Source organism: Streptomyces sp. NPDC037290 (genome assembly GCF_055603245.1).
The window spans coordinates 615,358-636,919 of sequence record NZ_JBVJVZ010000004.1; the positions used below are offsets into that span (position 1 = coordinate 615,358).

The window sequence follows — 21,562 nt, forward strand, 5'->3', positions numbered from 1 at the left end:
CTAGCCTGTCCACATGTCGCTCAAGTACGCCGTGCTGGCCGCCCTGCTGGAGGGCGAGGCCTCGGGCTACGAGCTGTCGAAGGCGTTCGACGTCTCGCTCGCGAACTTCTGGCCCGCCACCCCGCAGCAGCTCTACCGGGAGCTGGAGCGCCTGGCGCAGGACGGGCTGGTCCAGGCCCGCACGGTGCAGCAGGAACGGCGGCCGAACAAGCGGATGTTCACGCTCACCGAGACCGGCCGGGCCGAGCTGGGTGCCTTCGCCGCCGAGCCGCCGAAGCGGCCCACCGCCATCCGTGACGAACTCCTCATCAAGATCCAGGCGGTGGACGGCTGCGACCCCGAGGTCACCCGGGCGCTGATCGAGGAGCGCATGGGGTGGGCGCGCGGAAAGCTCGACCGCTACCGGCGGGTGCGCAGTCGCCTCCTCGACGGCCGCACGGAGGACGAGTACCTCCGCGAGTCCGACCGCGTCGGCCCCTACCTCACCCTGATGGCCGGGATCGGCTTCGAGGAGGAGAACCTGCGCTGGTGCGAGCGGGCCCTCGCGATCCTGGCCGAGCGGGTGGCCCTAGGCTGAGGAGATGTTCGGTCCCGAAGGCCCCCGGCTCAGAGAACTGGCCGTACAGGCGCTGTCGTCCGTCGAGCACGGCTACGACCTGCTCGCCCCGAAGTTCGACCACACACCCTTCCGGACACCCGACGAGGTGCTGCGGTCCGTGGCGAAGGCGCTGGCCCCGCTCGGTCCGTTCGAGGACGGACTCGACCTGTGCTGTGGCACGGGCGCCGGTGCGCAGGCGCTGACCGGGCTGTGCCGCCGGAGCGTCACCGGGGTCGACTTCAGCGCCGGCATGCTCGACGTCGCCCGGCGCCTGGTGCGGCCCGACGGCGGGCCCGAGGTCGCCTGGGTACGCGGCGACGCCCGTGCCCTGCCGTTCGCGGCCGGCTTCGATCTCGTGGTCTCCTTCGGGGCGTTCGGTCACTTCCTGCCGCGCGAACTGCCCGGACTGTTCGCCCAGGTCCACTCCGTCCTGCGGCCGGGCGGCCGGTTCGCCTTCCCGGTGCTCGCCCCGCCCCGTCCGACGCAGCCCGGCTTCTGGACGCTGCTCGGCTTCGACGCGGTGATGCGGGTGCGCAACGCGCTGTGGCGGCCGCCGTTCGTCATGTACTACCGGGCCTTCCGGCTGGGCGCCGTGCTCGGGGAACTGGCGCGTGCCGGATTCTGCGTCGACCTGCACGCCCTGCCCGAGTTCGGGCGGCGCGGCGACGGCAGCCCCCGGGCCCGGCTGCTGGTCGCCCGGCGCGCTCAGCCGGCCGCGGGCAGCGTGAACTCGTAGACCAGCGTGTCCCGTTCGGCGTTCACCACCAAGTCGGTGATCTCCAGTGGCCGGGCGTACTGGTCGTGCACCCGCCGGGTCACCCGCACCGAGGAGTCGCCGTCGACCTGGGTGATGGAGTCGCGGTGGTGCAGGCACAGGCCGGCCTTGCGCATCCAGTCGTAGGCCCGCCGCAGATGGGCGGGGGTGGCGCCGTCGGCCCGGTCCCGGTAGCGGGCCAGCTCGGCGACCTCCGCCAGGGCCACCGCCGAGAACGACGTCACCGCCTGGCGCAGCGACCGGCCGTCGGGCGTGGCCGACCGGTAGCGGTGCACGAGCGTCGGCCGGTGCGGGGCCAGGCCCAGCCCCCGTGCGTGCTCCGGCGGCGGGGTCTCCCAGGTCACCGTGGCCCGGTCGACCGCGGACGGGTCCGCCGAGCGGACGCCGAGCGGGAAGGCCGGGGTCCCCCGGGCCTCGATCGGCTGGGCGGGCAGCGCCGCATGGCTGCCCCGCCGGTCGGTGGCCACCAGGCCGCCGCGCCGCAGCACCTCCAGCGCCTGCCGGACGGTCTCCCGGCTGACGTGGAAGTGCGCGGCCAGGTGCCGTTCGCCCGGCAGTCGTTCGCCCGGCGGAATGGTGCCGTCGCGCAGTTCGTCGAGCAGCAGCGCCGCGATCCGCCCGTACAGGGGCCGGTCGTCGCTCGGTGCGGGTTCGTGCGGGGTGGTGCGGGCCATGCCGCGCCCTCCTGTTGGTGACAAGACGTAGCCGTGCGGGCTCATTGCGCGACCACAATTAGCACTGGTCTAAACCACGAGGGAAGAGCGGTCTGCCGCTTCGGCCGAAACCCAACCGCACCACCGAGCACCCCGGATCGCCGCCGCCCGGGCGCCCGGCGCCGATCCCGCCGTCACAGAGCGCTGTACAGGGCGTCGATCAGCGCCGTCTTGCGAGGGTCGTTGGCGATGCGCGGCCCCATCCGGTTCATCACGTACCCCAGCGAGACACCGGCCTCCGGGTCGGCGAGCCCGCACGAACCGCCGAACCCGTCATGACCGAAAGCCCGCGGGTTCGGGCCGTACGACCCCTGCGGGCCGCTCAGCCACAGACCGAGCCCGGCCTCCGTCTCGCCCTCGAAGCCCGCGCCCAGCACCAGATCACGGCAGCTCCCCTGGCCCTCGCGCACCCGTTCCGCCGCCTTGCGCGACAGCAGGGGCCGCCCGCCCGTGGACCCGCGCCCGGCGAGGAGGCCGTACAGGTCCGCGACCGCGCGTGCGGTGCCGTGCCCGTTCGCCGCGGGGATCTCCGCCGCCCGCCACTCGGGCGTGTTCGCCTGGGCCGCGCCCACCACGGGATTCGTCAGCGCCGCCAGCGCGGCGGGCGGCAACTGGCTGAAGTCGGCCACCCGTTCACTGCCGGCCGCGATCGGTGAACGGACCAGCTCGGCCACCCGTCCCGTCTCCTTCACCGGCAGCCCGACCGTGAAGTCGATCCCGAGCGGTCCGGTCACCTCCCGCTCCAGGAAGGCTCCCGGCCGCGACCCGCTGACCCGCCGGACGACCTCGCCGACCAGGAAGCCGTACGTCAGCGCGTGATACCCGGACCGGGTTCCCGGCTCCCACCACGGCTCGGTCGCCGCCAGCCGGGCGGTCGTCAGCTCCCAGTCGTACAGCTCCGCCAGGGAGTGCGGCTCCCGCAGCCCGGGCAGTCCGGCGCGGTGCGACAGCAGATGCCGTACGAGCACCTTCTCCTTGCCCGCCGCCGCGAACTCGGGCCAGTACGCGGTCACCGGCGCGTCGAGGTCGAGCAGTCCACGGTCGGCGAGCAGATGCGCGCACAGCGCCACCGGGCCCTTGGTGGTCGACCACACGTTGACCAGCGTGTCCCGCTGCCACGGTCGGGTGCCGGCCGCGTCCGCCCAGCCGCCCCACAGATCCACCACCGTGGTGCCCTCCACGGTCACCGCCACGGCGGCGCCCAGCTCACCCCGCTCCCGGAAGTTCTCCTCGAACGCCTCCCGCACCGCGGTGAACCGCGCGTCGCAGTGGCCGTGGACCTGTGTCTCGTGCGCGGGCATGGGCCCTCCGTCGTCGCCGGGTACCCGGACCGCGACGCCGCGACCCGGGTACCCCGAACATACCGACTGGTCGGACTGGAGGAAAGGGTCCGCGCTCCGCCGTGGCCTCAGGCGTACGACCGCAGCCAGCGCACCTTCTCCGCCTCGTGAAAGGGGCCGCCGCCCTCGTGGTCGTTGAAGTCGTAGACCTCTATCGCCTTGTCCCCGTGCGCCCAGGCGTTGAACGCGGCGAACACGGTCGAGGGCGGGCAGGTCTGGTCCTCCAGCGCCGCCGAGAACAGGGCCGGCGCCCGGCCCCGGGCCGCGAAGTGCACGCCGTCGAAGTAGGCCAGCGTGCGCTGCACCTCGGCCGAGCGGCCGCGGTGCGTCTTGAGGAACAGGCCGATCTCACGGTACGGGTGACGGTCCGTCAGTACCGTCGCGCGCGGGAAGTCGCACAGGAACGGCACGTCCGGCGCGACCGCGGCCAGGTCGGGGACCAGACCGCCGACGGCCAGGGAGATGCCGCCGCCCTGGCTCGCGCCGAGCACCACGGTGCGCGCCGCGTCGGCCAGCGGGTGCGAGCGGGCCGCCTCGACGGCGCGTACGGCGTCCGTGTACACCCGGCGGTAGTAGTAGTTCTCGGGCGCGTCGATGCCCCGCGTCATGAACCCGGGATACGCCGGTGCCGCGCCCACCGGGTCCGCCGTGCCGCCACCGGCGCCCCAGACGCTGCCCTGGCCGCGGGTGTCCATCACGAAGTGCGCCCGGCCCGTCGACGCCCACAGCAGGTGCTCGTGGGGCAGGCCGCGCCCGCCGCCGTAGCCGATGAACTCCACGACCAGCGGCAGGGGTTCGGTCGCGCCGGCCGGCAGCCGCAGCCAGCCCTTGACCGGGTGCCCGCCGAACCCGGCGAACGTCACGTCGTACACCTGGACCGTGGACAGCCCGGTGTCCACCGGCTCGAAGCGGGCGTCCAGCCTGTGCTCGCGTGCCTCCTCGAGGGTCTTCTCCCAGAACGCGTCGAAGTCCTCGGGCTCGGTGGAGTCGCTGCGGTGCGTGCGGAGTTCGTCGAGGGGAAGGTCGAACAGAGCCATCAGCAGCCGCCTTTGCGGAGGGAACAGCGTCAGCTCACCGTACGTGCGTGGTCACAGGACTGACCAGTGAGCGATTGGTCCCCGCGGTGGCCGGCCCGTGTGTCACGCCCGTGGCTGGGTCCACCTCGGTCCGGTGCGCGCCCACTCCCGTTCCCACTCCGCGAGCCGGTGGCGCAGCGCGATGCGGCGCTCGAGGGCGTGTCCGAGCAGGATGACGGCCGCCGCACCGCCCGCCGCGCACACTCCGACGGTCACCGCGTGCTGCCAGACCGCCGCATCGCTCGCCGGCGGCGCGACAGCGCGGCCCCGGGCGTCGAGCCACACGGGGACCGTGTCCCCGGCCCGGGTCCCGGCCGGTACCCGGGCCCACGCCGTGCGGGTCCCCTTGCCGGGCTCGGCCCAGCGGACCTCGGCACGATAGGGGTGTTGGCGGTCGTCCGCCACGGCGGACACCCGCTCGGGCGGCCCTCCGGTCACGTGCGCGCGCACCTGGTGGCGCTCGGCCCGCTGCCGGGCCGCGAGGGACCCGGCCTCGTCATGCGCGCGCAAGCCCGCGGCCACCCCGGCCAAGGGCGCGACGACGAACAGCAGGACGGCGACGACCAGCACCGTCCACGCCTCCACCACATCCGAGCGGCGCCGCAGCGGATTGCGCCGCCAGCGCCAGCTCCGCACCCGGGTACGCATGTCCACCTCCTCGCACCGTCGGAGCCGGAGAGCCGACGAGCCGCTCCCCGGGGGCCCGTCACCCCCACCGCTCACGCACACGAGCGTCCACACCCGTCTCGTACCCCGTACGGAGCACCTCGTTCACGCTGCGAACCGCGAGTTCAAGCTCGTCCGGAGCACGGAACGCGCCATGCGCCCCCGCGATCGCGCGACCGACCCGGCGCGCGCCCGGGGAGGTCAGCCGAAGCGCTCGATGCGGATGCGGTGCACCGGCTGGCCCGCCGCGACCAGCAGCCGCGACGCGTGCTCGGCGAACCCGTTGGACCCGCACACATAGGCCTCCCAACCACCTGGGGGCTGCTCGGCCAGGAGTGGCGCCACGTGTGCGGCTGTCATACGTCCCACGGGCACACCTTCCGGGGCGCTGCGGGTGAACACGGCCGTCGTCTCCGTGCCCAACTCCGAGGCGTAGATCAGCTCCTCGGGGCTCCGCGCGGACGCCAGCATGCGCAGCGGCACGGTGAGGCCGCGCCGGCGGTGGTGCCGCACCATCGACATCAGCGGGACGATCCCGGAGCCGGCGCCGATCAGCAGCGCGGGCCGGTCGCCCGGCCAGGCGAAGAACCCGCTCAGCGGCCCGCGCACCTCGACCGTGTCCCCGGGTCGGGCGACCGTGTGGAACCAGCCGGAGACCTCGCCGTCCGGCACGTGGTCCAGGGTCAGCTCGATGTGCCCGGAGTCGTCCGGCGGCGAGGCGATCGAGTAATGGCGCTGCGCCACATACCCGTCCGGCGCGGTCAGCCGCAGCATCAGGTGCTGGCCGGGCAGATGCCCGGCCCAGTCCGGCACCGCCAGCCGGAAGGTGGCCGCGTGCGGCGTCTCGCGCCGGATCTCCGTCAGCGTGGCGGTCTGCCACACCGCCGCCACCTGACCGCTCACGGCGATGCGCCCGGGCACCGCGAACCGCCTCGCGGGAGCGCCCGGGCCGGGGGCGGGGGAGACCGGGTCCGCGACGCCCGCCGGGGCGCCCGTGTTCGTCGTCGCCGTCTCAGTCACCGGAGTACCGCTGCTCCTCCCAGGGGTTGCCGCGCTCGTGGTAGCCGTTGCGCTCCCAGAAGCCGGGCTCGTCGTGGTCGAGGAGCGTGAGGCCCGCGATCCACTTGGCGCTCTTCCAGAAATAGAGGTGGGGCACCAGCAGCCGCGCGGGGCCCCCGTGTTCCGGCGGCAGCGGCTCGCCGCCGTACTCCCAGGCGATCCAGGCCCGCCCGCCGGTGAGATCGGCGAGCGGCAGGTCGGTGGTGTAGCCCGTATGGGAGTGGGCGAGCACATGGGTCGCGGACACATGGGGTCGCACCACATGGAAGAACGCGTCGAGGGAGACACCGCCGAAACGCACGCCGAACTTCGACCAGCCGGTCACACAGTGGATGTCGCCGTCGTACGTGGACGCCGGCAGCGCGTGCGCGGCGTCCCAGTCCCAGGTGTGCGGCCGTTCAACGAGTCCGTCGATGCGGAAGGACCAGTCGGCCGGTGCCAGGTCGGGGGTGACCTCGGCGGACAGGACGGGCCAGTCCTCGCCCGCGTCGTACTGCCCGGGCGGCAGTCCCGGGTGGTGGGCGCGCGGGCGGCCCGTGAAGCCTCGCGTGACGTTCATCCTTCAACCGTACGCGGTCGTTCCGGGCGCTCCGTCCCTGGTCACCCTCCGGATCATTGCGCCGGTATGAACTCTTCCGGGCCGGGGAATAGCTCCGCGACGCTTCGCCTTTGCGCTCGATGCCGGCACCGCTACACCGGTACACCGGTGACAGCGCGAGAGAAGCGAGGATGAGCATGTCCAAGGCGTATGTCTACCTGCGGCACGGCGGACCGGAGACCGAGGCGCTGACCGACCTGGAACGGCCGCGCCCCGGCCCCGGCCAGATCCTGGTCGCCGTCCGCGCGGCAGGCGTCAACCCCGTCGACTGGAAGCTGCGCGGGGGCCTTCGCCGTCCCGGTGAGCCTGAGCCGGTCTTTCCGGTCGTCTTCGGCAACGAGGCCGCCGGCGTGGTGGAGGAGGTCGGCGCGGAGGTCACCGGCTTCGCCGTCGGCGACGAGGTGTTCGGCAACACCGCCGGCGGCGGGTACGCCGAGTACGCCCTGCTGACCGCGGGCGTGACCGCCAAGAAGCCCGCCGCGCTGTCCTTCCGCGACGCCGCGGCGCTCCCGGTCGCCGCGGCGACCGCCTACGACGGCGTCCGCCAGCTCGGTCTCCCGCGCGGGGCGACGCTGTTGGTGACGGGCGCGGGCGGCGGGGTCGGCAGCGCGGCCGTGCAGATCGCCGGCGCCTTCGGCCTGCGGGTCGTGGGAGTGGCGAGCGAGGGCAAGAAGGACTTCGTGGAGTCGCTGGGCGCCGTGCATGTGTCCTCCGGGCCCGACCTGGCCGGGCGGGTGCGGGCCGCCGCGCCCGACGGGATCGACGGCGTGTACGACCTGGTGGGCGGCGAGGTGCTCACCGAGGCCGCCGAGCTGCTGAAGGACCGCGGCAAGCTGATCACCGCGGGCGCCTCGCCCGAGGCCGTCGCCGCGCTGGGCGGAGCCCGGGTCGAGCGGGCCCGCACCGCGGCGGTCCTGGAGGCGGTGGCCGACCTCGCCGTGCGCGGTGCCCTGAAGCCGCACGTCACCCGGGTCTTCCCGCTGGAGGAGGCCGGCGCGGCGCTGCGCACCGTCGAGGACGGGCACGCGCTGGGCAAGACCGTGATCGAGGTGGCCGCGTGAGCCTCACCTCAGGGGCGGGCGTCGGCGACCGGAGCGCCGCCGGCACCCCGCACGTCCTCGACAACCCGGCCCTCGCCTCGCTGACCGGCCCGCACGCCCGCTTCGCCGAGCGGCGCGGCCGGGTGCTGCGCTACCCGGTCGACGTCTCCCCGTGGCTGGCGCTGCCCGACGAGCCGGAGGCGCGTGACTGGGCGGACCTGGCGGCGCTGGCCGGTCCCGGCGCGGAGATTCCGCTGGCGGGCTACTGTGGCGAGCTGCCGGACGGCTGGGAGATCACCTTCCGGGTCGACGGCGTGCAGTTCGTGGACGACGGCCTCGACGCCGCACCCGAAACGGAGGCTGTCCGCCTCGGCCCGGCGGACGTGCCGGAGATGCTCGACCTGGTGGCCCGTACCCAGCCCGGACCGTTCCTGCCGCGCACCGTCGAACTCGGCACCTATCTCGGCATCCGCCGCGGCGGAGAGCTGATCGCCATGGCGGGGGAGCGGCTGCACCCGCCGGGCTGGACCGAGATCAGCGCGGTGTGCACGGACCCCGCCTTCCGCGGCGAGGGCCTCGCCACCCGGCTGATCCGCGCGGTCGCACACGGCATACGGCAGCGGGGAGAGACCCCCTTCCTGCACACCAGCGCCCGGAACACCGACGCCATCCGGCTCTACGAGTCCCTCGGCTTCCGCCTGCGCCGCAGAACCGCGTTCCTCGCGGCCCGGGCGCCGGAGCGGCTGGCGGACGGCCGGGCAGCGGTGCCGGTGCCGTAGGGCGAGCGCCGGCGCTCAGGCGGGCCCCGTTTCGCCCGGGCCCGCGTTGTACCGCTCCAAACAGGCCGCGAAGCGCACCAGGTCCTCCTCCGGCCAGCCCGCGAGCCGCTCGCGGAACGCGGCCCGGCGGCTGCGGGTGACCTGGGCGAGGATCTCCTGCCCGGCCTCCGTCAGGTGCAGCACCTGGACCCGGTGGTCCTCCGGGTCCAGGCGGCGCTCGATCAGCCCGGCCCGCTCCAGTGCGGCGACCTGGCGGCTGACCGTGGACTTGTCCAGCGCGTAGTGCGCCGCCAGGTCGGTCGCCCGGCAGCCCGCCTGCTCCTCCAGATGGCCGAGCAGGGTGTACGACACCAGCGACAGCTCGGGGTGCATCCGGCCCGCCGAGGCGCGGGCCCGGCGGGCGAAGATGGTCATCTCGCGCTGGATCGTCTCGACGGCCGACTCGGCTGCGCTCACGGGAATACCTCCTCCGGCGTTCTAGTTGTATAGTACAACTTGAACTGAAAGTTGTATAAGCCAACCTTTGGAGGTCGCCCGCGATGAGGTCACCGGCACTGCGCCACGTGCTGACGCACCTGATCACCCCGCTGCTGATGTGCGTGGGCATGGGGCTCGCGTACATGGGGGCCTTCGTCACCCCCGAGCCGCACCACCTGCCGGTCGCCGTCGTCGGCACTGCCCCAAAGGCCAAGGTCTTCGCCCAGACGGTCAAGGACACCGCCGGGGACAAGCTCGACGTCCGCACGGTCGCCACCCGCGCCGACGCCGTCGGCCTGCTGAAGTCCCGCGAGGTCACCGGCGCCTATGTGCCGAACGCCAAGGCGCCCGAACTGCTGGTGGCGAGCGCCGCGTCCGACATGGGCGCGACGGCCGTCGAGAAGGTCTTCACGCCGGTCGCCGCCGAGGAGGGAGTGCCGCTGAAGGTCACCGACGTGGCCGAGCCGGTCGCCGACGACCCCACGGGCCAGGGCCTCTTCTTCCTGCTGATCGCCCTCAGCATCGGCTCCTACGCCTCGGTCGCCGCCCTCGGCGCCGCGGGCGCGGCCCTGTCGATGCGGGTGCGGGCGCTGCTCGCGCTCGGTGTCTCCGCCGTGGTCAGCGGTATCGGCGCGCTGCTGGCCGGACCGGTGTTCCACCTCGCGCACCACGGTCTCGCGGGCGTGTGGGGCATGGCCTGGCTGTACTCGGCCGGCATCCTCTTCATCGGCGTCGGCCTGCACACCTTCCTGAAGCGGTGGACCACGCTCACCATGATGGTGCTGTTCGTGATGCTCAACTTCACCAGCTCCGGCGGGTTGTTCCGGCCCGAGCTGCAGAACGGCTTCTTCGGCACTCTGCACGCCTTCTGGAACGGCGCGGGCTTCGTCGAGGGCGTCCGCAGCCTGCTGTACTTCGGCGACGACGGTCTGTCCCGCGCCGTGTGGACCCTCGTGGCCTGGCTGTTGGTGGGCCTGGTGGTGACCGGCCTCGCGGCCCTGTACGAGCGGCCCCGCAAGGCCCGGCACGCGGCCGGCCACCCCGGTGCCGAGTCCGAGAGCGCCTCCGCGACCGTGCCGGTCCCGGCGTCCGCCGAGCGGCGCGCCGTGTCGGTGGCCGAGGAGGAGGCCGAGGAAGAGGTCGAGGAGACGGTCGGCGTCTGACCCGGTGCCGGCCAGGACAGGGAGCCCACCGCCCGACGCCGGGCGGAGCTCCCTGCCCGCGTGTCACAGGCCGGTGGCGTACGGGCCACGAGGTGCGGCGCGCCGGCCCGGCCGGGCCGCTCGCACCGGGCCAGGATGAGGGTCAGCCCCGGGCGCAGCAGCCCGTCGGTGCGATCCTCGGCATGGGCCGGCGCAGCAGGCCGGGGGCGGGTCGGCGGAGGCCGGCGCGGAGCCGGGCCGCGATCCGGCGGCCGTGCGCCCGGGCGATGGAACGCGGCCCGAGGTAGACGTCGATCCGGGCGGCGGCGCAGGCCCCGGCCCAGTCACCGGCCGCGCGGCGGCCGGTGGCGATTTCGATCAGGCAAGGTGGCACGGCGTACTCGCGTGCCGTGCAGCCACGACGAAGGCCGGGAATCCCCGGACGCGGTGGAAGGGAGCATCGGCGCTCACCTCGCGCGAACGGAACCCCCGGTCTCCGAGAGGCGTGAGCCGCCACCGCACCACCCGTTTTCCGCCCGAACCGACGCGCGCCCGTTGGGGTATGGTGGCCGTCCGGTCGCGGACGGTCGCGGCCCCGAGCGCCGAGGAGGTGGGACCCATCACCGCTGTGTCAGCCGGGGTGCTCTCTCCTCAGTGCGGCGCGGTACACCGGCCACGGTGACCGCGGGAGCGCCCTCAGTTCTCGCGCTCCGAAAGGCTCCCTCGCCTCCATGCCCTCCTCTTGCTCTCCTTCCGCCCTCGTCTCCGCGCTGCGTGCCGCCGGGTGCGTCTTCGCCGAGGACGAGGCGGAGTTGATCCTCGCCACCGCCCGCACCGCCGAGGAGCTGTCCTCGATGGTGGACCGGCGGGTCGCCGGCTTCCCGCTGGAACAGGTCCTCGGCTGGGCCGACTTCCAGGGGCTGCGCATCGCCGTGGAACCGGGTGTGTTCGTCCCCCGCCGCCGTACCGGGTTCCTGGTCGAACAGGCGCTGGCCCAGGCACCGTACGCGCGCGTGGTCGTGGACCTGTGCTGCGGTTCGGGGGCGCTCGGCGCGGCCCTCGCCGCCGGCCTGGACGGTCCCGAGGTGCACGCCGCCGACATCGACCCCGCCGCCGTACGGTGCGCCCGGCGCAACCTCGCCGCCTTCGGCGGCCGGGCTCACACGGGCGATCTCTACGCCGCCCTGCCCGCCGCGCTGCGCGGCCGCGTCGGCATCCTCGCCGCCAACGTGCCCTACGTCCCCACCGCCGAACTGCCCCTGTTGCCGGCGGAGGCCCGTGACCATGAGCCGCGCGTCGCCCTGGACGGCGGCGCGGACGGCCTGGACGTGCTGCGCCGGGTGGCCGCCGGCGCGCCCGGGTGGCTCGCGCCGGGCGGCTGTCTGCTGACCGAGACCAGCGAACGCCAGGCACCGGCCGCCGTACGGGCCTTCACCGGTGCGGGCCTGACGACCCGGCTCGCGGTGTCGGAGGAACTGTCCGCGCACGTGGTGATCGGCGTGCGGCCGTGACAGCCGCCCCTGACAGGGCCTAGGGCAGTTCCTGCGCCCGGGCGATCAGCAGGGCGACGTCGTCGTGGTTGTCGGGGTGGTGCAGGGTCCGCAGGAGGAGGTCGCAGGTCTCCTCCAGCGGACGGGCGGGGTCGTCCAGCAGGGACAGCAGGAAGTCCAGGCGCTCGTCCAGGGAGTGGCATCGGGTCTCCACCAGCCCGTCGGTGTAGAACACCAGCTCCTCGCCGGGCTCGAAGTCGACCGTCACGGTGGAGAACTCGACCCCGCCCACGCCCAGCGGCACCCCGGTCGGCAGCTCGAGCAGTTCCGGTGGCCGGCCCGGGCGGACCCGGGCCGGCGGCAGATGGCCGGCGTTGGCGATCCGGCACTGCCGCAGATGCGGATCGTGGACGGCGTACACACAGGTCGCGATGGAGTGGTCCAGGGCCGACGTCGTCTTGTCCAGGTGTTCCAGCAGCAGCGCCGGGTCGAGGTCAAGGGCGGCCAGTGTGGTGGTCGCCGTGCGCAGCCGGCCCATGGTCGCGGCCGCGCTGATCCCACTGCCCATCACATCGCCCACCACCAGAGCGGTCTTGCCGCCCTCCAGCGGGATCACGTCGAACCAGTCGCCGCCGACCTCGCTGGTGGCACCGGCGGGCTGGTAGCGGGAGGCCACCTCCAGGCCGGTCATGACCGGCGGATGGCCGGGCAGCAGGCTCCGCTGCAGGGTGAGGGCGGTGTTGCGGGCGTTCTGGTACCAGCGCGCGTTGTCGATCTGGACGGCCGCGCGGGCGGCCAGCTCCCGGGCGAGGAGCACGTCGTCCTCGGCGAACGGCGCGGGGTTGCGGGTGCGTTTGAGGTCCAGCGCGCCGAGCACCTCGCCCCGCGCGATCAGCGGCACCGCGAGATACGAGTGCAGTCCCGCGCGGCCGAGCAGTTCGGCCGCCTCGGCGGAGCGGGCGATCAGCGGCAGGTCCTCGTCCTTCACGTGCGGCACCAGCACCGCCTCGCCCGAGCGCACGCACTCGGTGACCAGCCGGTCGGGCCCGTACCGGGCGATCTGGCCGGGCGGATCGGCCGCCAGCACCGCTTCGGAGCCCTCCGCCGGCCGCACCGCGAGCGCCCGGATCACCGCCGCCTCGGACGGGCCGAGGGTGCTGCGCCGGCCCTCCACCACCGCCTCCAACAGGTCCACGGCGGCCACGTCGGCCAGCTCCGGCACGGCGACCTCGGCCAGCTCGCAGGCGGTGCGCTCCAGTTCGAGTGTGGTGCCGATCCGGGCGGAGGCGTCGGCGATGATGGCGAGCCGGCGCCGGGCGGCCTCCGCCTCCAGCGAGGCCCGGTGCTGCTCGGTGATGTCGACCACCGAGACCGCGACACCGAGCACGTTGCCCATGGCGTCCTCGAGCCGGTACAGCGAGTGCGCCCAGGTGTGGTCCTCGTCGGGGTCGGCGGGGGTACGGCCGCCCAGGGTGTGGTCGATCACCGGCACGCCGGTGTTCAGCACGCGCAGGGCGTCGGCCTCGAAGGACTCGATCTCCAGCATGGGGAGCACGTCGCCCAGCGTCCGGCCCACGTGCTCGCCGGCAGGCAACCCGTTGATCCTCTCCAGGGCCGGGTTGACCGAGACGAACCGCAGCTGGGTGTCCAGGACGGCGTAGCCGATCGGTGACTGCTTCACCATCCGCTCGGACAGCGCCACGTCCTGCTCCAGCCGCCGTACGGTCGACTGGTCGGCGGCGAGTCCGAGCGCGTACACGTCACCGCGGTCGTCCAGCAGCCGCATGTTGCGGAACTCCACCAGGCGGGTGCTGCCGTCCTTGTGCCGGATCGGGAAGCCGCCGGCCCAGCTCTGCCCGGTGCGCATCACATCGGCGAACAGCTTGCCGACCAGTTCGAGGTGCCGTTCGTGGACCATGAGCCGGGCGGCGTACTGGCCGAGGGCCTCACCGGCGCTGTATCCGAACAGCTCCTCGGCCTGGGGGCTCCACAGCACGATCCGCCCGGCGGTGTCCAGCACCACCGAGGCCACGCCCAGCACGTCGAGCAGACCGCCGGGCCGCACCGGCCCGCGGAACGGCTCGCCGCCCTCCGTCGCCGGAGCCTCGGCTGCACTCATGCCATGCACCGCCTTCGCCCGTGGGCACGGCACGTCGTCCGCCGTGCCGACCGTGCCGACTCCCCTTGTTCCACCGTGCTCACACCCGACCCTCCGGCACCTTCGCCGGTTACCTCCACCATCTCTCACCACAGCGGTGCACGTCCGCCGAAGCCGCCACGCCGGGGCGGGACCTCCTCTCCCGGACATCGTGCACGCCGGTGCGGCGGGCCGGGAGAGTTCACGCTCATGTTGCTCTGTTGGTCTGTACATGACCACTGCGCCACGCCAGACTGTCCGCCGACCGAGTGCCCCCACCCCCGTCCGAGGAGTCGGCCATGCCCGCGCCCGCCCGGCAACGTTGTCACGCAGTTCTCGCCGGTCTCGTCACCCTCACCACCGCCGCCGTCGTGTCGCTCGCCGCACCGGGGCCCGCCGCCGCGGCCGACACCTGGACGGAGACCGGTTCCGACCGCGCCCGCCCGCTGGACGAGAGCCAGGGGCTCACCTCCGTCGAGGTCCCGGCGAACAGCCCCAACCGGTACACCGGCATCGGCACGATCCCTCTCGGCGTCTCCAGCCGGGGCTGGAACCACGTCGGCGACCCCGACGCCTCGTACAACGGCTACTACATCGAGCCCTACCAGCAGGACTCCGGCAACTCGAAGATGTACCGCGTCCAGGCGCCCGACGGCACCTGGTCGGAGTACGTCCACACGCTGAGCCCCGGCGAGGCCCTGAACAACTCCTGGGACGCGATCTCGCCCGACGGCCAGTGGATGCTCTCGGGCGAGTGGGGCACCATGAACCGCCTGCTGGTCTTCCCGACCCCCGGTGTCAACCCGTCCACCTCGCCCTCGGCGAACCTCCCGCAGGCCTCGACGGTCCGCCTGGACCACGCCGTCCGCGACGTCCAGGGCTGTGACTTCTCCGGCCCCGCCACCCTCCTGTGCTCCTCCGACGACCCGGACGGCAGCCTCTTCGGCCTCACCAAACCGCTGCTCCAGATCGACCTCTCGGCCCCGCCGAACGGCTCCGCGGACGTCACCGGCCATGTCACCGCCCTGCGCCAGCTGCCGCTGCGCAGCTCCTGCTCGGGCACCTTCGAGGTGGAGGGCATCGACTACGACCGCCGCACCGGCATCCTGCGCGTGATCGTCATGTCGCCCGGCTTCTGCATCCTGACCGACAGCAAGACGTACAAGTTCTCCCGCGGCTGACCCCGCCTGGGGTGTGCCGGCCGGCCGGTGGTGCTTTCCTGAGGGTGGACGCGGTTCGGCGGGGTACCCCCTTCCACCGCAGCGCGGCCACGAAAGGAGCGATCAATGGCACACACGGAGCGGTCGCATCCGGAAACCGTCACGGTGGAGATCAGCGGTGACAAGGAGGACGCCCGGATCGTCTTCGACGCGCTGAGCTCCTGCTTCGCGTCCGACCGGGGTGCGGACGAGATCCCCCAGCAGCTCCATGAGGTGCGGCCGATGGTGTGGCTCGGCACCTACGACGTCGCGGACGCCCGCGGCCAGGGCTGCCCGCCGGTCCACCTCGGCGCATCCGTGCAGGCGGACGTCCAGGGCGGCTACTGGGCCGTGGACCGGTTCCGGCACACCCTGGACGCGATGTTCACCGTGGAGGAGACCTGCACGGCCTCCGGCGACCAGGAGAGGGATCTGCACCTGCGCCTGCAGAGCCGCTGACCCTCCCTCTCGCTACGGCAGCGCCCCGGCCGGCTCAGCGCCGGCCGGGGCGTACTGCGCCTCACCGTCGCCGAAGGACCAGTCGACGGACGTGTTCTCGGTGACGGTGACGACGACGTTGCGCGGCTCGGTTCCGGTGCGTTCCCGCACCAGCTCGGCGATCCTGCGGTACAGCGCGCGCTTCAGCTCCGGGGGCCGCCCCGAGCGCATGGTGATCGCCACGAACACCGCCGAGTCGTCCTTGCGCAGGCCCAGGTGGTGGTCGTAGCGCAGGGTGCTGGTCACGCCGTCGTGGCCGGTCAGCACCTGGAAGCGGTCCTCGGCCGGGACGCCGAGCGTCTCCACCAGGGCGTCGTGGACGGCCTGGCCGAGCGCGTCCAGCCGGGCGGGGTCGGTGCCGAGCGCGTCTATCCGGACGAAGGGCATGGCGAACGGTCCTTTCGAGGCGGGTCTCCCGTGTGTGTACATACTAGTAGGTACAGAGTGGCTGTTGTCACGTCCTCCCGGTTGTGCAACTAGTTGCATAAAGGCGCGGCCGTCCTCTACAACAAGAGGCGACGACACCGCGCACGGAGGGCCCGATGAGCCGTTACCCGCACCTGATGACCCCGCTCGACCTGGGCTTCACCACGCTGCCCAACCGCGTGCTCATGGGCTCCATGCACGTGGGCCTGGAGGAGGCCGAGCGCGGCTTCGAGCGGATGGCGGCGTTCTACGCCGCCCGCGCACGCGGCGGTGTGGGCCTCATCGTCACCGGCGGCATCGCGCCCAACGACGAGGGCCGGCCGTACGAGGGAGGCGCCAAGCTCACCACCGAGGCGGAGGCCGAGCAGCACCAGGTGGTCACCGACGCCGTGCACCGCGAGGGCGGCCGGATCGCCATGCAGATCCTGCACTTCGGGCGGTACGCCTACCACCAGGACCTCGTCGGGCCGAGCCCGCTGCAGGCGCCGATCAGCCCCTTCGCGCCGCGCGAGATGACCGACGCCGACGTCGAGCGGACCATCGACGACTACGCCCGCGCCGCCCGCCTCGCCCGGCGGGCCGGCTACGACGGCGTCGAGATCATGGGCTCCGAGGGCTACCTCATCAACGAGTTCATCGCCCTGCGGACCAACCGGCGCACCGACCGCTGGGGCGGCTCGTACGAGAACCGGATGCGCTTCCCCGTCGAGATCGTGAAGCGGGTCCGTGAGGCCGTCGGCGAGGACTTCATCGTCATCTACCGCCTCTCCATGCTCGACCTGGTCCCGGGCGGCTCCTCCCTGGCCGAGGTGATCACCCTCGCCAAGGAGATCGAGGCCGCAGGGGCGACGATCATCAACACCGGCATCGGCTGGCACGAGGCCCGCATCCCGACCATCGCCACCTCCGTGCCGCGCGGCGCCTACACCTGGGTCACCAGGAAGCTCATGGGCGAGGTGTCCGTGCCCCTGGTGACCACCAACCGCATCAACACCCCCGAGCTCGCCGAGGAGTTGCTCGCCGGCGGCTACGCCGACATGGTGTCCATGGCCCGGCCCATGCTCGCTGACGCCGACTTCGTCGCCAAGGCCGCCGCCGGGACCCCCGAGGCCATCAACACCTGCATCGGCTGCAACCAGGCCTGTCTGGACCACACCTTCAGCGGGAAGATCACCTCCTGCCTGGTCAACCCGCGGGCCTGCCACGAGACCGAGCTGGTGCTCGCCCCGACCCGGCTGAAGAAGCGCGTCGCCGTGGTCGGCGCCGGCCCGGCCGGACTCGCCTGCGCCGTCTCCGCCGCCGAACGCGGCCACGAGGTCACCCTCTTCGACGCCGCGAGCGAGATCGGCGGCCAGCTCAACGTCGCCCGCAAGGTCCCCGGCAAGCAGGAGTTCGACGAGACGCTGCGCTACTTCCGCCACCAGCTCGACGCCCACGGGGTCGGCGTACGCCTCGGCACCTGGGTCACCGCCGAGACCGTGGCCGGCTTCGACGAGGTCGTCGTGGCCACCGGTGTCACCCCGCGCGTCCCGGACATCCCCGGCATCGACCACCCCCGCGTCCTCGGCTACCTCGACGTGCTGCAGGGCGGCGCCCCCGTCGGCGACCGGGTCGCCGTCCTCGGCGCCGGCGGCATCGGCTTCGACGTCGCCGAGTACCTCACCGACGGCGGCGACAAGGCGAGCGAGGACCCGCAGACGTACTTCCGCGCCTGGGGCGTCGACATGGACTACCGGGCCCCGGGCGGCCTCGCGGCGCCCGAGCGGCCCGCCCCGCCGCGCCAGGTCCACCTGCTCCAGCGCAAGACCACCAAGGTCGGCGCCGGCCTCGGCAAGACCACCGGCTGGATCCACCGCACCGAGCTCAAGCACCGCGGCGTGACCATGGTCCCGGGCGTGCGCTACGACCGGATCGACGACGCCGGCCTGCACATCACCGTCGGCGAGGAGAGCACGGTCCTGGAGGTCGACACGGTGGTCCTGTGCACCGGCCAGGAGCCGCGCCGCGACCTGTACGACGAGCTGGCCGCCGCCGGGCGCAGCGTGCACCTGATCGGCGGCGCGGACGTCGCGGCCGAGCTGGACGCCAAGCGGGCCATCAAGCAGGGCACGGAGCTGGCTGCGGCGCTGTAGGGCGCCCGGCGCACGTCCCTAGGATGAGCCCATGTCACTCCCGCACGCGATCCTCACCGCCCTGCTGGAAAAGCCGTCGTCGGGGCTTGAGCTGACCCGCCGGTTCGACAAGTCGATCGGCTACTTCTGGTCCGCGACGCACCAGCAGATCTATCGCGAGCTGGGGAAGCTGGAGGCCGAGGGGCTCATCCGCGCGCTGCCGTCCGAGCAGCCCGCCCGCGGGCAGAAGAAGAGCTACGAGGTCCTGCCCGCGGGCCGCGCCGCACTGGCCCGCTGGACCGCCGCCGCACAGGACCCCAAGCCCCAGCGGGACGTGCTCCTGCTGCGGCTGCGGGCCGCGGCGGTGGTCGGCACGGCGGGGCTCGAGGCGGATCTGCGCCGCCATCTAGAGCTGCACGAGCGGCAGTTGGCCGAGTACCAGGAGATCGAGAAGCGCGACTTCCCGCCGGACCGGGACGCCCCCGAGGACCGGCTGCGCCACCTCGTGCTGCGGGCCGGCATCGACCTGGAGACCTTCTGGACCCAGTGGCTCACCCATGCCCTCACGGAGTTCGCCGACCTGCCCGGCGCCGACTGAGTCCCGCTCAGAGCCGGTACGGCTTCGAACGGCGGCGCAGGAACCAGCCCGTGCCGATCACTCCGGAGCCGACCAGGGCCGCGCCGATGCCCACCGTCAGCGGGCCGTAGTCCCGGGTGGCGCCGCCCGTGCCGCCCATGACGCCCCGGGAGGGCGCCGCCGGTGCGCGCGTGGAGGAGATCGTCGGTGCCGAGGGCGCCGAGACGATCACCGACTGGGTGCCCGCCGTACTGCCGCTGGAGCAGACCACGACCACGGTGTACGTCCCCGGGCTCACCCCCGACCAGGCCGCGGACTGGCTGATCGTCGTGCCCGACAGCGCCACCTGCCGGCCCTGGGCGAAGTTCGCCTGCCGGCTGCTGAGCAGGGCCGCGGTACCCCAGCTGCCGTTGATCTGGGAGCACGCGCTGGTGACCACCGAGACGGTGGACCCGGCGGTGCTGACGGAGATGCCCGAGACCGCGGCGGACGGCCCGGCGAGTGCGGCCGGGAGCGCCGTGGCGGCCGCCAGGAACAGACCGGAGCGGACGAGGAGTCGCGAGGTGTGCATGGGCTGGCCTCCGGCCGCACGGTTGGCGGTACGTCCCATGCGCCGCCGGGGTCGGGAAACGTCCGTGCTGCCTGGCAGCAGCCAACGCGGCCGGGGACCCGGCCGCACCCGGGAGACACCCGGCCAGGTGACGGTTTCCTTCGTCCGGCGCAAGGCGACACGCCGTGGGGATGCGCCGGTCAGCCGCCCGTGGTCACCGTCCGCTGCGCCGACCAGCCGCCCCAGGTGCCGTCCGGCAGTCGCGCCCGCAGCCGGACCCGGTGCTCCTCGCCCGGGCTCCGGCCGACGTAGAAGCTGTAGCCCGCCCGTCCGCGTGGGGGATTGCCGCCCCACACCAGCGAGGTGGCCGAGACGCCGTCGAGCCGGATCTGGTACTCGGTGACCACTCCGTCCACGCGTGGCGGGTCCCAGGACAGGTCGAGGTAGTACGCCCCGCCGGACCGGTGGGCCGCCGCGCCGAAACCGGTGGGCGCGGTGTTCCGGCCGTCGTCGGTGCCGGGGGTGGTGAGGCGGACCGGGTCACTGGCGGGGGAGAGGTTGCCGGCGGCGTCGCGGGCCCGCACCGTGAACACATAGCCGGTGCCGGGGCGCAGTCCGGTGACCACGGTCGCGGTCTGGTTCCCGCCGACGCTGTGGATCTTCACCCCGCCCTGGTACACGTCGTACGACACCACGGCGCGGTCGTCCGAGGACGCGCCCCACGACAGCTGGACCGCACGGCTGGCCACGGTCCGCCCGGCGGGTTCCGAGGGCCGGGTCGGTGCCGAGCGGTCCGCCGCCACCATGGCCGGTGTCCGCGCGCGCACCACACGGCTCGGCGGCCCGAGCCGGCCCTCGGTGTCCCGGGCCCGCACGGTGAAGGCATACATGGTGGACGGCCTGAGCCTGGTGACGTCCACCATGTGCTGGGAACCCGGCACTTCCTCGGCCTTCGTGGTGCCGCGATATACCTCGTAGGACCGGATGCCGGGCCCGTCCGCCACCGCGTTCCACATGACGTGCACGGTCGTGGCGCTGCCCGCCTGCGCGGTGACCCCGGTCGGGGGACCCGGCGCGCGGCCCTCGTCGCCGTCGGCGGCCCGGCTCCAGCCACAGGACGTGACCAGCAGCAGGGCCCCGCAGACGAGGACGAGCGGCCAGGGAACGCGTCGCACGGCTCTGCCTCCCAGGGGACGGCATCGGCATCATGTAAAGGTCCGGACCAATATGGCGCGGCGGGTGCGGTCACGGCAAGAGGACCCGCGTTGGCCGCCGCTCCGGAACGTACGTATGCTGAGCCTTCCTGCGGCTGAACTGCCCTGGAGAGCAGGGGAGTTCACGCCTGCGGCGCGGACACGCTGTCGTCGCCGAACCCGCGCCGGCGCGGGTGGCCGGGGGATCCGGACCGGCTTCGGACCGGATCCCCGGCCCCTGTTTTCACCGATCGCCGTGCTCATTGACCCAGTTGTCCCTCATCCGTCCCTCACGGGGCGTCAGAAGCGTGCTCCATCCGGCCCCTTCGGGGTTGTCCGGACCGGCCGGGGCCGCGGACCAGCACCACAGTGTGCTGGATGTCCGCCCGTCCCCGTGGAGAGGGTCCCTCATCGTGCGTGTCCCGTCTCTGACGCTGGCCGTTGCCGGCGCCACCCTGCTCGCCCCGGCCGCGCTCCACGTCCCGGCGGCCGCCCTACCACCCGGCGAACGCTCCCCGGACCGCGGCGGGGGCGCCGTCGCCGCCACCGACCTGCTGGCCCGGCTGGACGAGTGCCACCGGATCTCCCGGGGCCGGTACCGCACCGACGCCGACCACTCCGCGACCGTGCCCGTCTGCGGCACCGGGGACGCCGTCTTCTGGAAGGCCGACCTGGACGTCGACTGCGACGGACAGCCCACCGCCCGCTGCAACCGCCGCACCGACCCGCAGTTCACCGCCGCGACCGCCGTCCAGCAGTCCGACGGCCGCAACCTGAACGCGGAGACCCTGCCCTACATCGTCGTCCCGGCCCCCAGCCGCATCTGGAACCCGCGCAAGGACGGCGTACAGGGCGGCTCCATCGCCGCCGTCATCTACCGGGGCCGGGTCCAGTACGCCGTGGTCGGCGACACCGGTCCCGGCGACCTCATCGGCGAGGCCTCCTACGCCACCGCCCGGGGCCTCGGAATCCGGGCCGACCCGAGTGGCGGCGGGGCGCCCTCCGGCGTCACCTACGTCGTCTTCAGGAACTCGCGCGTGCACCCCGTCGAGGACGACGCCGCCGTCGCGGCCCTGGGAGCGCGGCTGGCCAGACTGTTCGTCGCGGACAAGTGACCA

Annotated in this window: 23 protein-coding genes; 11 read left to right on the plus strand and 12 right to left on the minus strand. The window is 73.5% G+C overall.

The window, feature by feature from the left end:
• Positions 1 to 13: 13 nt before the first annotated feature.
• Positions 14 to 577, plus strand: a complete 564-nt coding sequence (locus ACZ7HQ_RS17755; RefSeq protein ID WP_470990402.1) for a PadR family transcriptional regulator — start codon at positions 14 to 16, stop codon at positions 575 to 577.
• A 4-nt stretch (positions 578 to 581) separates the two neighbouring features.
• Positions 582 to 1,334, plus strand: coding sequence for a class I SAM-dependent methyltransferase (locus ACZ7HQ_RS17760; RefSeq protein ID WP_470990404.1), 753 nt, complete (start codon positions 582 to 584; stop codon positions 1,332 to 1,334).
• Here the strand turns inward: ACZ7HQ_RS17760 and ACZ7HQ_RS17765 are convergent.
• The 6 genes from ACZ7HQ_RS17765 to ACZ7HQ_RS17790 all read right to left on the minus strand — a co-directional run bounded on the left by ACZ7HQ_RS17765 (position 1,304) and on the right by ACZ7HQ_RS17790 (position 6,786).
• On the minus strand, positions 1,304 to 2,047 hold the full coding sequence (locus tag ACZ7HQ_RS17765) for a GntR family transcriptional regulator (protein ID WP_470990406.1): 744 nt from the start codon (positions 2,045 to 2,047) through the stop codon (positions 1,304 to 1,306). The two genes, ACZ7HQ_RS17760 and ACZ7HQ_RS17765, sit on opposite strands and share 31 nt — an antisense overlap.
• 173 nt (positions 2,048 to 2,220) lie before the next feature.
• A complete protein-coding gene (locus tag ACZ7HQ_RS17770) occupies positions 2,221 to 3,387 on the minus strand; it encodes a serine hydrolase domain-containing protein (RefSeq protein WP_470990408.1) in 1,167 nt (388 codons plus the stop codon).
• Between the two features lie 107 nt (positions 3,388 to 3,494).
• The gene (locus ACZ7HQ_RS17775) at positions 3,495 to 4,463 is read right to left on the minus strand and encodes an acetylxylan esterase (RefSeq protein WP_470990410.1); all 969 of its coding nucleotides are present in this window, start codon (positions 4,461 to 4,463) and stop codon (positions 3,495 to 3,497) included.
• 102 nt (positions 4,464 to 4,565) lie between these two features.
• Positions 4,566 to 5,150 (minus strand): Rv1733c family protein, encoded by a 585-nt coding sequence (locus tag ACZ7HQ_RS17780; RefSeq protein ID WP_470990412.1) that lies wholly within the window; start codon positions 5,148 to 5,150, stop codon positions 4,566 to 4,568.
• Between the two features lie 219 nt (positions 5,151 to 5,369).
• The gene (locus ACZ7HQ_RS17785) at positions 5,370 to 6,089 is read right to left on the minus strand and encodes a ferredoxin reductase (protein ID WP_470990709.1); all 720 of its coding nucleotides are present in this window, start codon (positions 6,087 to 6,089) and stop codon (positions 5,370 to 5,372) included.
• Between the two features lie 91 nt (positions 6,090 to 6,180).
• Positions 6,181 to 6,786 (minus strand): sulfite oxidase-like oxidoreductase, encoded by a 606-nt coding sequence (locus ACZ7HQ_RS17790; RefSeq protein ID WP_470990414.1) that lies wholly within the window; start codon positions 6,784 to 6,786, stop codon positions 6,181 to 6,183.
• 176 nt (positions 6,787 to 6,962) lie between these two features.
• Here ACZ7HQ_RS17790 and ACZ7HQ_RS17795 point away from each other — a divergent pair, with 176 nt between their 5' ends.
• Positions 6,963 to 7,886, plus strand: coding sequence for an NADP-dependent oxidoreductase (locus tag ACZ7HQ_RS17795; RefSeq protein ID WP_470990710.1), 924 nt, complete (start codon positions 6,963 to 6,965; stop codon positions 7,884 to 7,886).
• A complete protein-coding gene (locus ACZ7HQ_RS17800) occupies positions 7,883 to 8,644 on the plus strand; it encodes a GNAT family N-acetyltransferase (protein WP_470990416.1) in 762 nt (253 codons plus the stop codon). Before ACZ7HQ_RS17795 ends, ACZ7HQ_RS17800 begins: the two co-directional genes overlap by 4 nt.
• A gap of 15 nt (positions 8,645 to 8,659) precedes the next feature.
• Here the strand turns inward: ACZ7HQ_RS17800 and ACZ7HQ_RS17805 are convergent, their stop codons facing one another.
• Entirely contained in the window at positions 8,660 to 9,058 is a 399-nt protein-coding gene (locus ACZ7HQ_RS17805) for a MarR family winged helix-turn-helix transcriptional regulator (protein ID WP_470990712.1), read from the minus strand.
• Positions 9,059 to 9,183: 125 nt separating this feature from the next.
• Here ACZ7HQ_RS17805 and ACZ7HQ_RS17810 point away from each other — a divergent pair, with 125 nt between their 5' ends.
• Positions 9,184 to 10,284: an ABC-2 transporter permease gene (locus ACZ7HQ_RS17810; RefSeq protein WP_470990418.1), complete on the plus strand. Its 1,101-nt coding sequence runs from the start codon at positions 9,184 to 9,186 to the stop codon at positions 10,282 to 10,284.
• A gap of 142 nt (positions 10,285 to 10,426) precedes the next feature.
• Here ACZ7HQ_RS17810 and ACZ7HQ_RS17815 read toward each other — a convergent pair whose 3' ends face one another.
• On the minus strand, positions 10,427 to 10,657 hold the full coding sequence (locus ACZ7HQ_RS17815; protein ID WP_470990420.1) for a hypothetical protein: 231 nt from the start codon (positions 10,655 to 10,657) through the stop codon (positions 10,427 to 10,429).
• Between the two features lie 337 nt (positions 10,658 to 10,994).
• Between ACZ7HQ_RS17815 and ACZ7HQ_RS17820 the strand changes: the two genes are divergently transcribed.
• Positions 10,995 to 11,774, plus strand: a complete 780-nt coding sequence (locus ACZ7HQ_RS17820) for a putative protein N(5)-glutamine methyltransferase (RefSeq protein ID WP_470990422.1) — start codon at positions 10,995 to 10,997, stop codon at positions 11,772 to 11,774.
• A gap of 19 nt (positions 11,775 to 11,793) precedes the next feature.
• On the opposite strand, the gene ACZ7HQ_RS17825 is transcribed toward ACZ7HQ_RS17820, so the two are convergent.
• Complete coding sequence (locus ACZ7HQ_RS17825; protein WP_470990424.1) at positions 11,794 to 13,872, minus strand: SpoIIE family protein phosphatase; 2,079 nt, start codon at positions 13,870 to 13,872, stop codon at positions 11,794 to 11,796.
• 317 nt (positions 13,873 to 14,189) lie between these two features.
• On the opposite strand from ACZ7HQ_RS17825, the gene ACZ7HQ_RS17830 reads away from it, so the two are divergent.
• Together ACZ7HQ_RS17830 and ACZ7HQ_RS17835 are read left to right on the plus strand one after the other, a co-directional pair.
• Complete coding sequence (locus ACZ7HQ_RS17830) at positions 14,190 to 15,071, plus strand: hypothetical protein (protein WP_470990426.1); 882 nt, start codon at positions 14,190 to 14,192, stop codon at positions 15,069 to 15,071.
• A 105-nt stretch (positions 15,072 to 15,176) separates the two neighbouring features.
• Positions 15,177 to 15,548, plus strand: a complete 372-nt coding sequence (locus tag ACZ7HQ_RS17835; RefSeq protein WP_470990428.1) for a hypothetical protein — start codon at positions 15,177 to 15,179, stop codon at positions 15,546 to 15,548.
• A 12-nt stretch (positions 15,549 to 15,560) separates the two neighbouring features.
• Here ACZ7HQ_RS17835 and ACZ7HQ_RS17840 read toward each other — a convergent pair whose 3' ends face one another.
• Positions 15,561 to 15,974 (minus strand): tautomerase family protein, encoded by a 414-nt coding sequence (locus ACZ7HQ_RS17840; protein WP_470990430.1) that lies wholly within the window; start codon positions 15,972 to 15,974, stop codon positions 15,561 to 15,563.
• 155 nt (positions 15,975 to 16,129) lie between these two features.
• Here ACZ7HQ_RS17840 and ACZ7HQ_RS17845 point away from each other — a divergent pair, with 155 nt between their 5' ends.
• Both ACZ7HQ_RS17845 and ACZ7HQ_RS17850 read left to right on the plus strand, forming a co-directional pair.
• The gene (locus ACZ7HQ_RS17845; protein ID WP_470990432.1) at positions 16,130 to 18,145 is read left to right on the plus strand and encodes an FAD-dependent oxidoreductase; all 2,016 of its coding nucleotides are present in this window, start codon (positions 16,130 to 16,132) and stop codon (positions 18,143 to 18,145) included.
• 31 nt (positions 18,146 to 18,176) lie between these two features.
• Positions 18,177 to 18,722, plus strand: a complete 546-nt coding sequence (locus ACZ7HQ_RS17850) for a PadR family transcriptional regulator (RefSeq protein ID WP_470990434.1) — start codon at positions 18,177 to 18,179, stop codon at positions 18,720 to 18,722.
• 7 nt (positions 18,723 to 18,729) lie between these two features.
• On the opposite strand, the gene ACZ7HQ_RS17855 is transcribed toward ACZ7HQ_RS17850, so the two are convergent.
• On the minus strand, positions 18,730 to 19,272 hold the full coding sequence (locus ACZ7HQ_RS17855; protein ID WP_470990436.1) for a hypothetical protein: 543 nt from the start codon (positions 19,270 to 19,272) through the stop codon (positions 18,730 to 18,732).
• 179 nt (positions 19,273 to 19,451) lie between these two features.
• Positions 19,452 to 20,426 carry a fibronectin type III domain-containing protein gene (locus ACZ7HQ_RS17860; protein WP_470990438.1) on the minus strand — a complete coding sequence of 325 codons (975 nt, stop codon included), beginning with the start codon at positions 20,424 to 20,426 and terminating at the stop codon, positions 19,452 to 19,454.
• A 431-nt stretch (positions 20,427 to 20,857) separates the two neighbouring features.
• Here ACZ7HQ_RS17860 and ACZ7HQ_RS17865 point away from each other — a divergent pair, with 431 nt between their 5' ends.
• Positions 20,858 to 21,559, plus strand: a complete 702-nt coding sequence (locus ACZ7HQ_RS17865; RefSeq protein ID WP_470990440.1) for a glycoside hydrolase family 75 protein — start codon at positions 20,858 to 20,860, stop codon at positions 21,557 to 21,559.
• Positions 21,560 to 21,562 lie beyond the last annotated feature (3 nt).

What these genes read in the sequence shown, in the direction of transcription:
- ACZ7HQ_RS17755 (WP_470990402.1), top strand. Translation starts at nt 14, where the DNA reads ATGTCGCTCAAGTACGCCGTGCTGGCCGCCCTGCTGGAGGGCGAGGCC.
- ACZ7HQ_RS17760 (WP_470990404.1), top strand. Translation starts at nt 582, where the DNA reads ATGTTCGGTCCCGAAGGCCCCCGGCTCAGAGAACTGGCCGTACAGGCG.
- ACZ7HQ_RS17765 (WP_470990406.1), bottom strand. Translation starts at nt 2,047, where the DNA reads ATGGCCCGCACCACCCCGCACGAACCCGCACCGAGCGACGACCGGCCC.
- ACZ7HQ_RS17770 (WP_470990408.1), bottom strand. Translation starts at nt 3,387, where the DNA reads ATGCCCGCGCACGAGACACAGGTCCACGGCCACTGCGACGCGCGGTTC.
- ACZ7HQ_RS17775 (WP_470990410.1), bottom strand. Translation starts at nt 4,463, where the DNA reads ATGGCTCTGTTCGACCTTCCCCTCGACGAACTCCGCACGCACCGCAGC.
- ACZ7HQ_RS17780 (WP_470990412.1), bottom strand. Translation starts at nt 5,150, where the DNA reads ATGCGTACCCGGGTGCGGAGCTGGCGCTGGCGGCGCAATCCGCTGCGG.
- ACZ7HQ_RS17790 (WP_470990414.1), bottom strand. Translation starts at nt 6,786, where the DNA reads ATGAACGTCACGCGAGGCTTCACGGGCCGCCCGCGCGCCCACCACCCG.
- ACZ7HQ_RS17795 (WP_470990710.1), top strand. Translation starts at nt 6,963, where the DNA reads ATGTCCAAGGCGTATGTCTACCTGCGGCACGGCGGACCGGAGACCGAG.
- ACZ7HQ_RS17805 (WP_470990712.1), bottom strand. Translation starts at nt 9,058, where the DNA reads ATGACCATCTTCGCCCGCCGGGCCCGCGCCTCGGCGGGCCGGATGCAC.
- ACZ7HQ_RS17810 (WP_470990418.1), top strand. Translation starts at nt 9,184, where the DNA reads ATGAGGTCACCGGCACTGCGCCACGTGCTGACGCACCTGATCACCCCG.
- ACZ7HQ_RS17820 (WP_470990422.1), top strand. Translation starts at nt 10,995, where the DNA reads ATGCCCTCCTCTTGCTCTCCTTCCGCCCTCGTCTCCGCGCTGCGTGCC.
- ACZ7HQ_RS17825 (WP_470990424.1), bottom strand. Translation starts at nt 13,872, where the DNA reads ATGAGTGCAGCCGAGGCTCCGGCGACGGAGGGCGGCGAGCCGTTCCGC.
- ACZ7HQ_RS17830 (WP_470990426.1), top strand. Translation starts at nt 14,190, where the DNA reads ATGCCCGCGCCCGCCCGGCAACGTTGTCACGCAGTTCTCGCCGGTCTC.
- ACZ7HQ_RS17835 (WP_470990428.1), top strand. Translation starts at nt 15,177, where the DNA reads ATGGCACACACGGAGCGGTCGCATCCGGAAACCGTCACGGTGGAGATC.
- ACZ7HQ_RS17840 (WP_470990430.1), bottom strand. Translation starts at nt 15,974, where the DNA reads ATGCCCTTCGTCCGGATAGACGCGCTCGGCACCGACCCCGCCCGGCTG.
- ACZ7HQ_RS17845 (WP_470990432.1), top strand. Translation starts at nt 16,130, where the DNA reads ATGAGCCGTTACCCGCACCTGATGACCCCGCTCGACCTGGGCTTCACC.
- ACZ7HQ_RS17850 (WP_470990434.1), top strand. Translation starts at nt 18,177, where the DNA reads ATGTCACTCCCGCACGCGATCCTCACCGCCCTGCTGGAAAAGCCGTCG.
- ACZ7HQ_RS17855 (WP_470990436.1), bottom strand. Translation starts at nt 19,272, where the DNA reads ATGCACACCTCGCGACTCCTCGTCCGCTCCGGTCTGTTCCTGGCGGCC.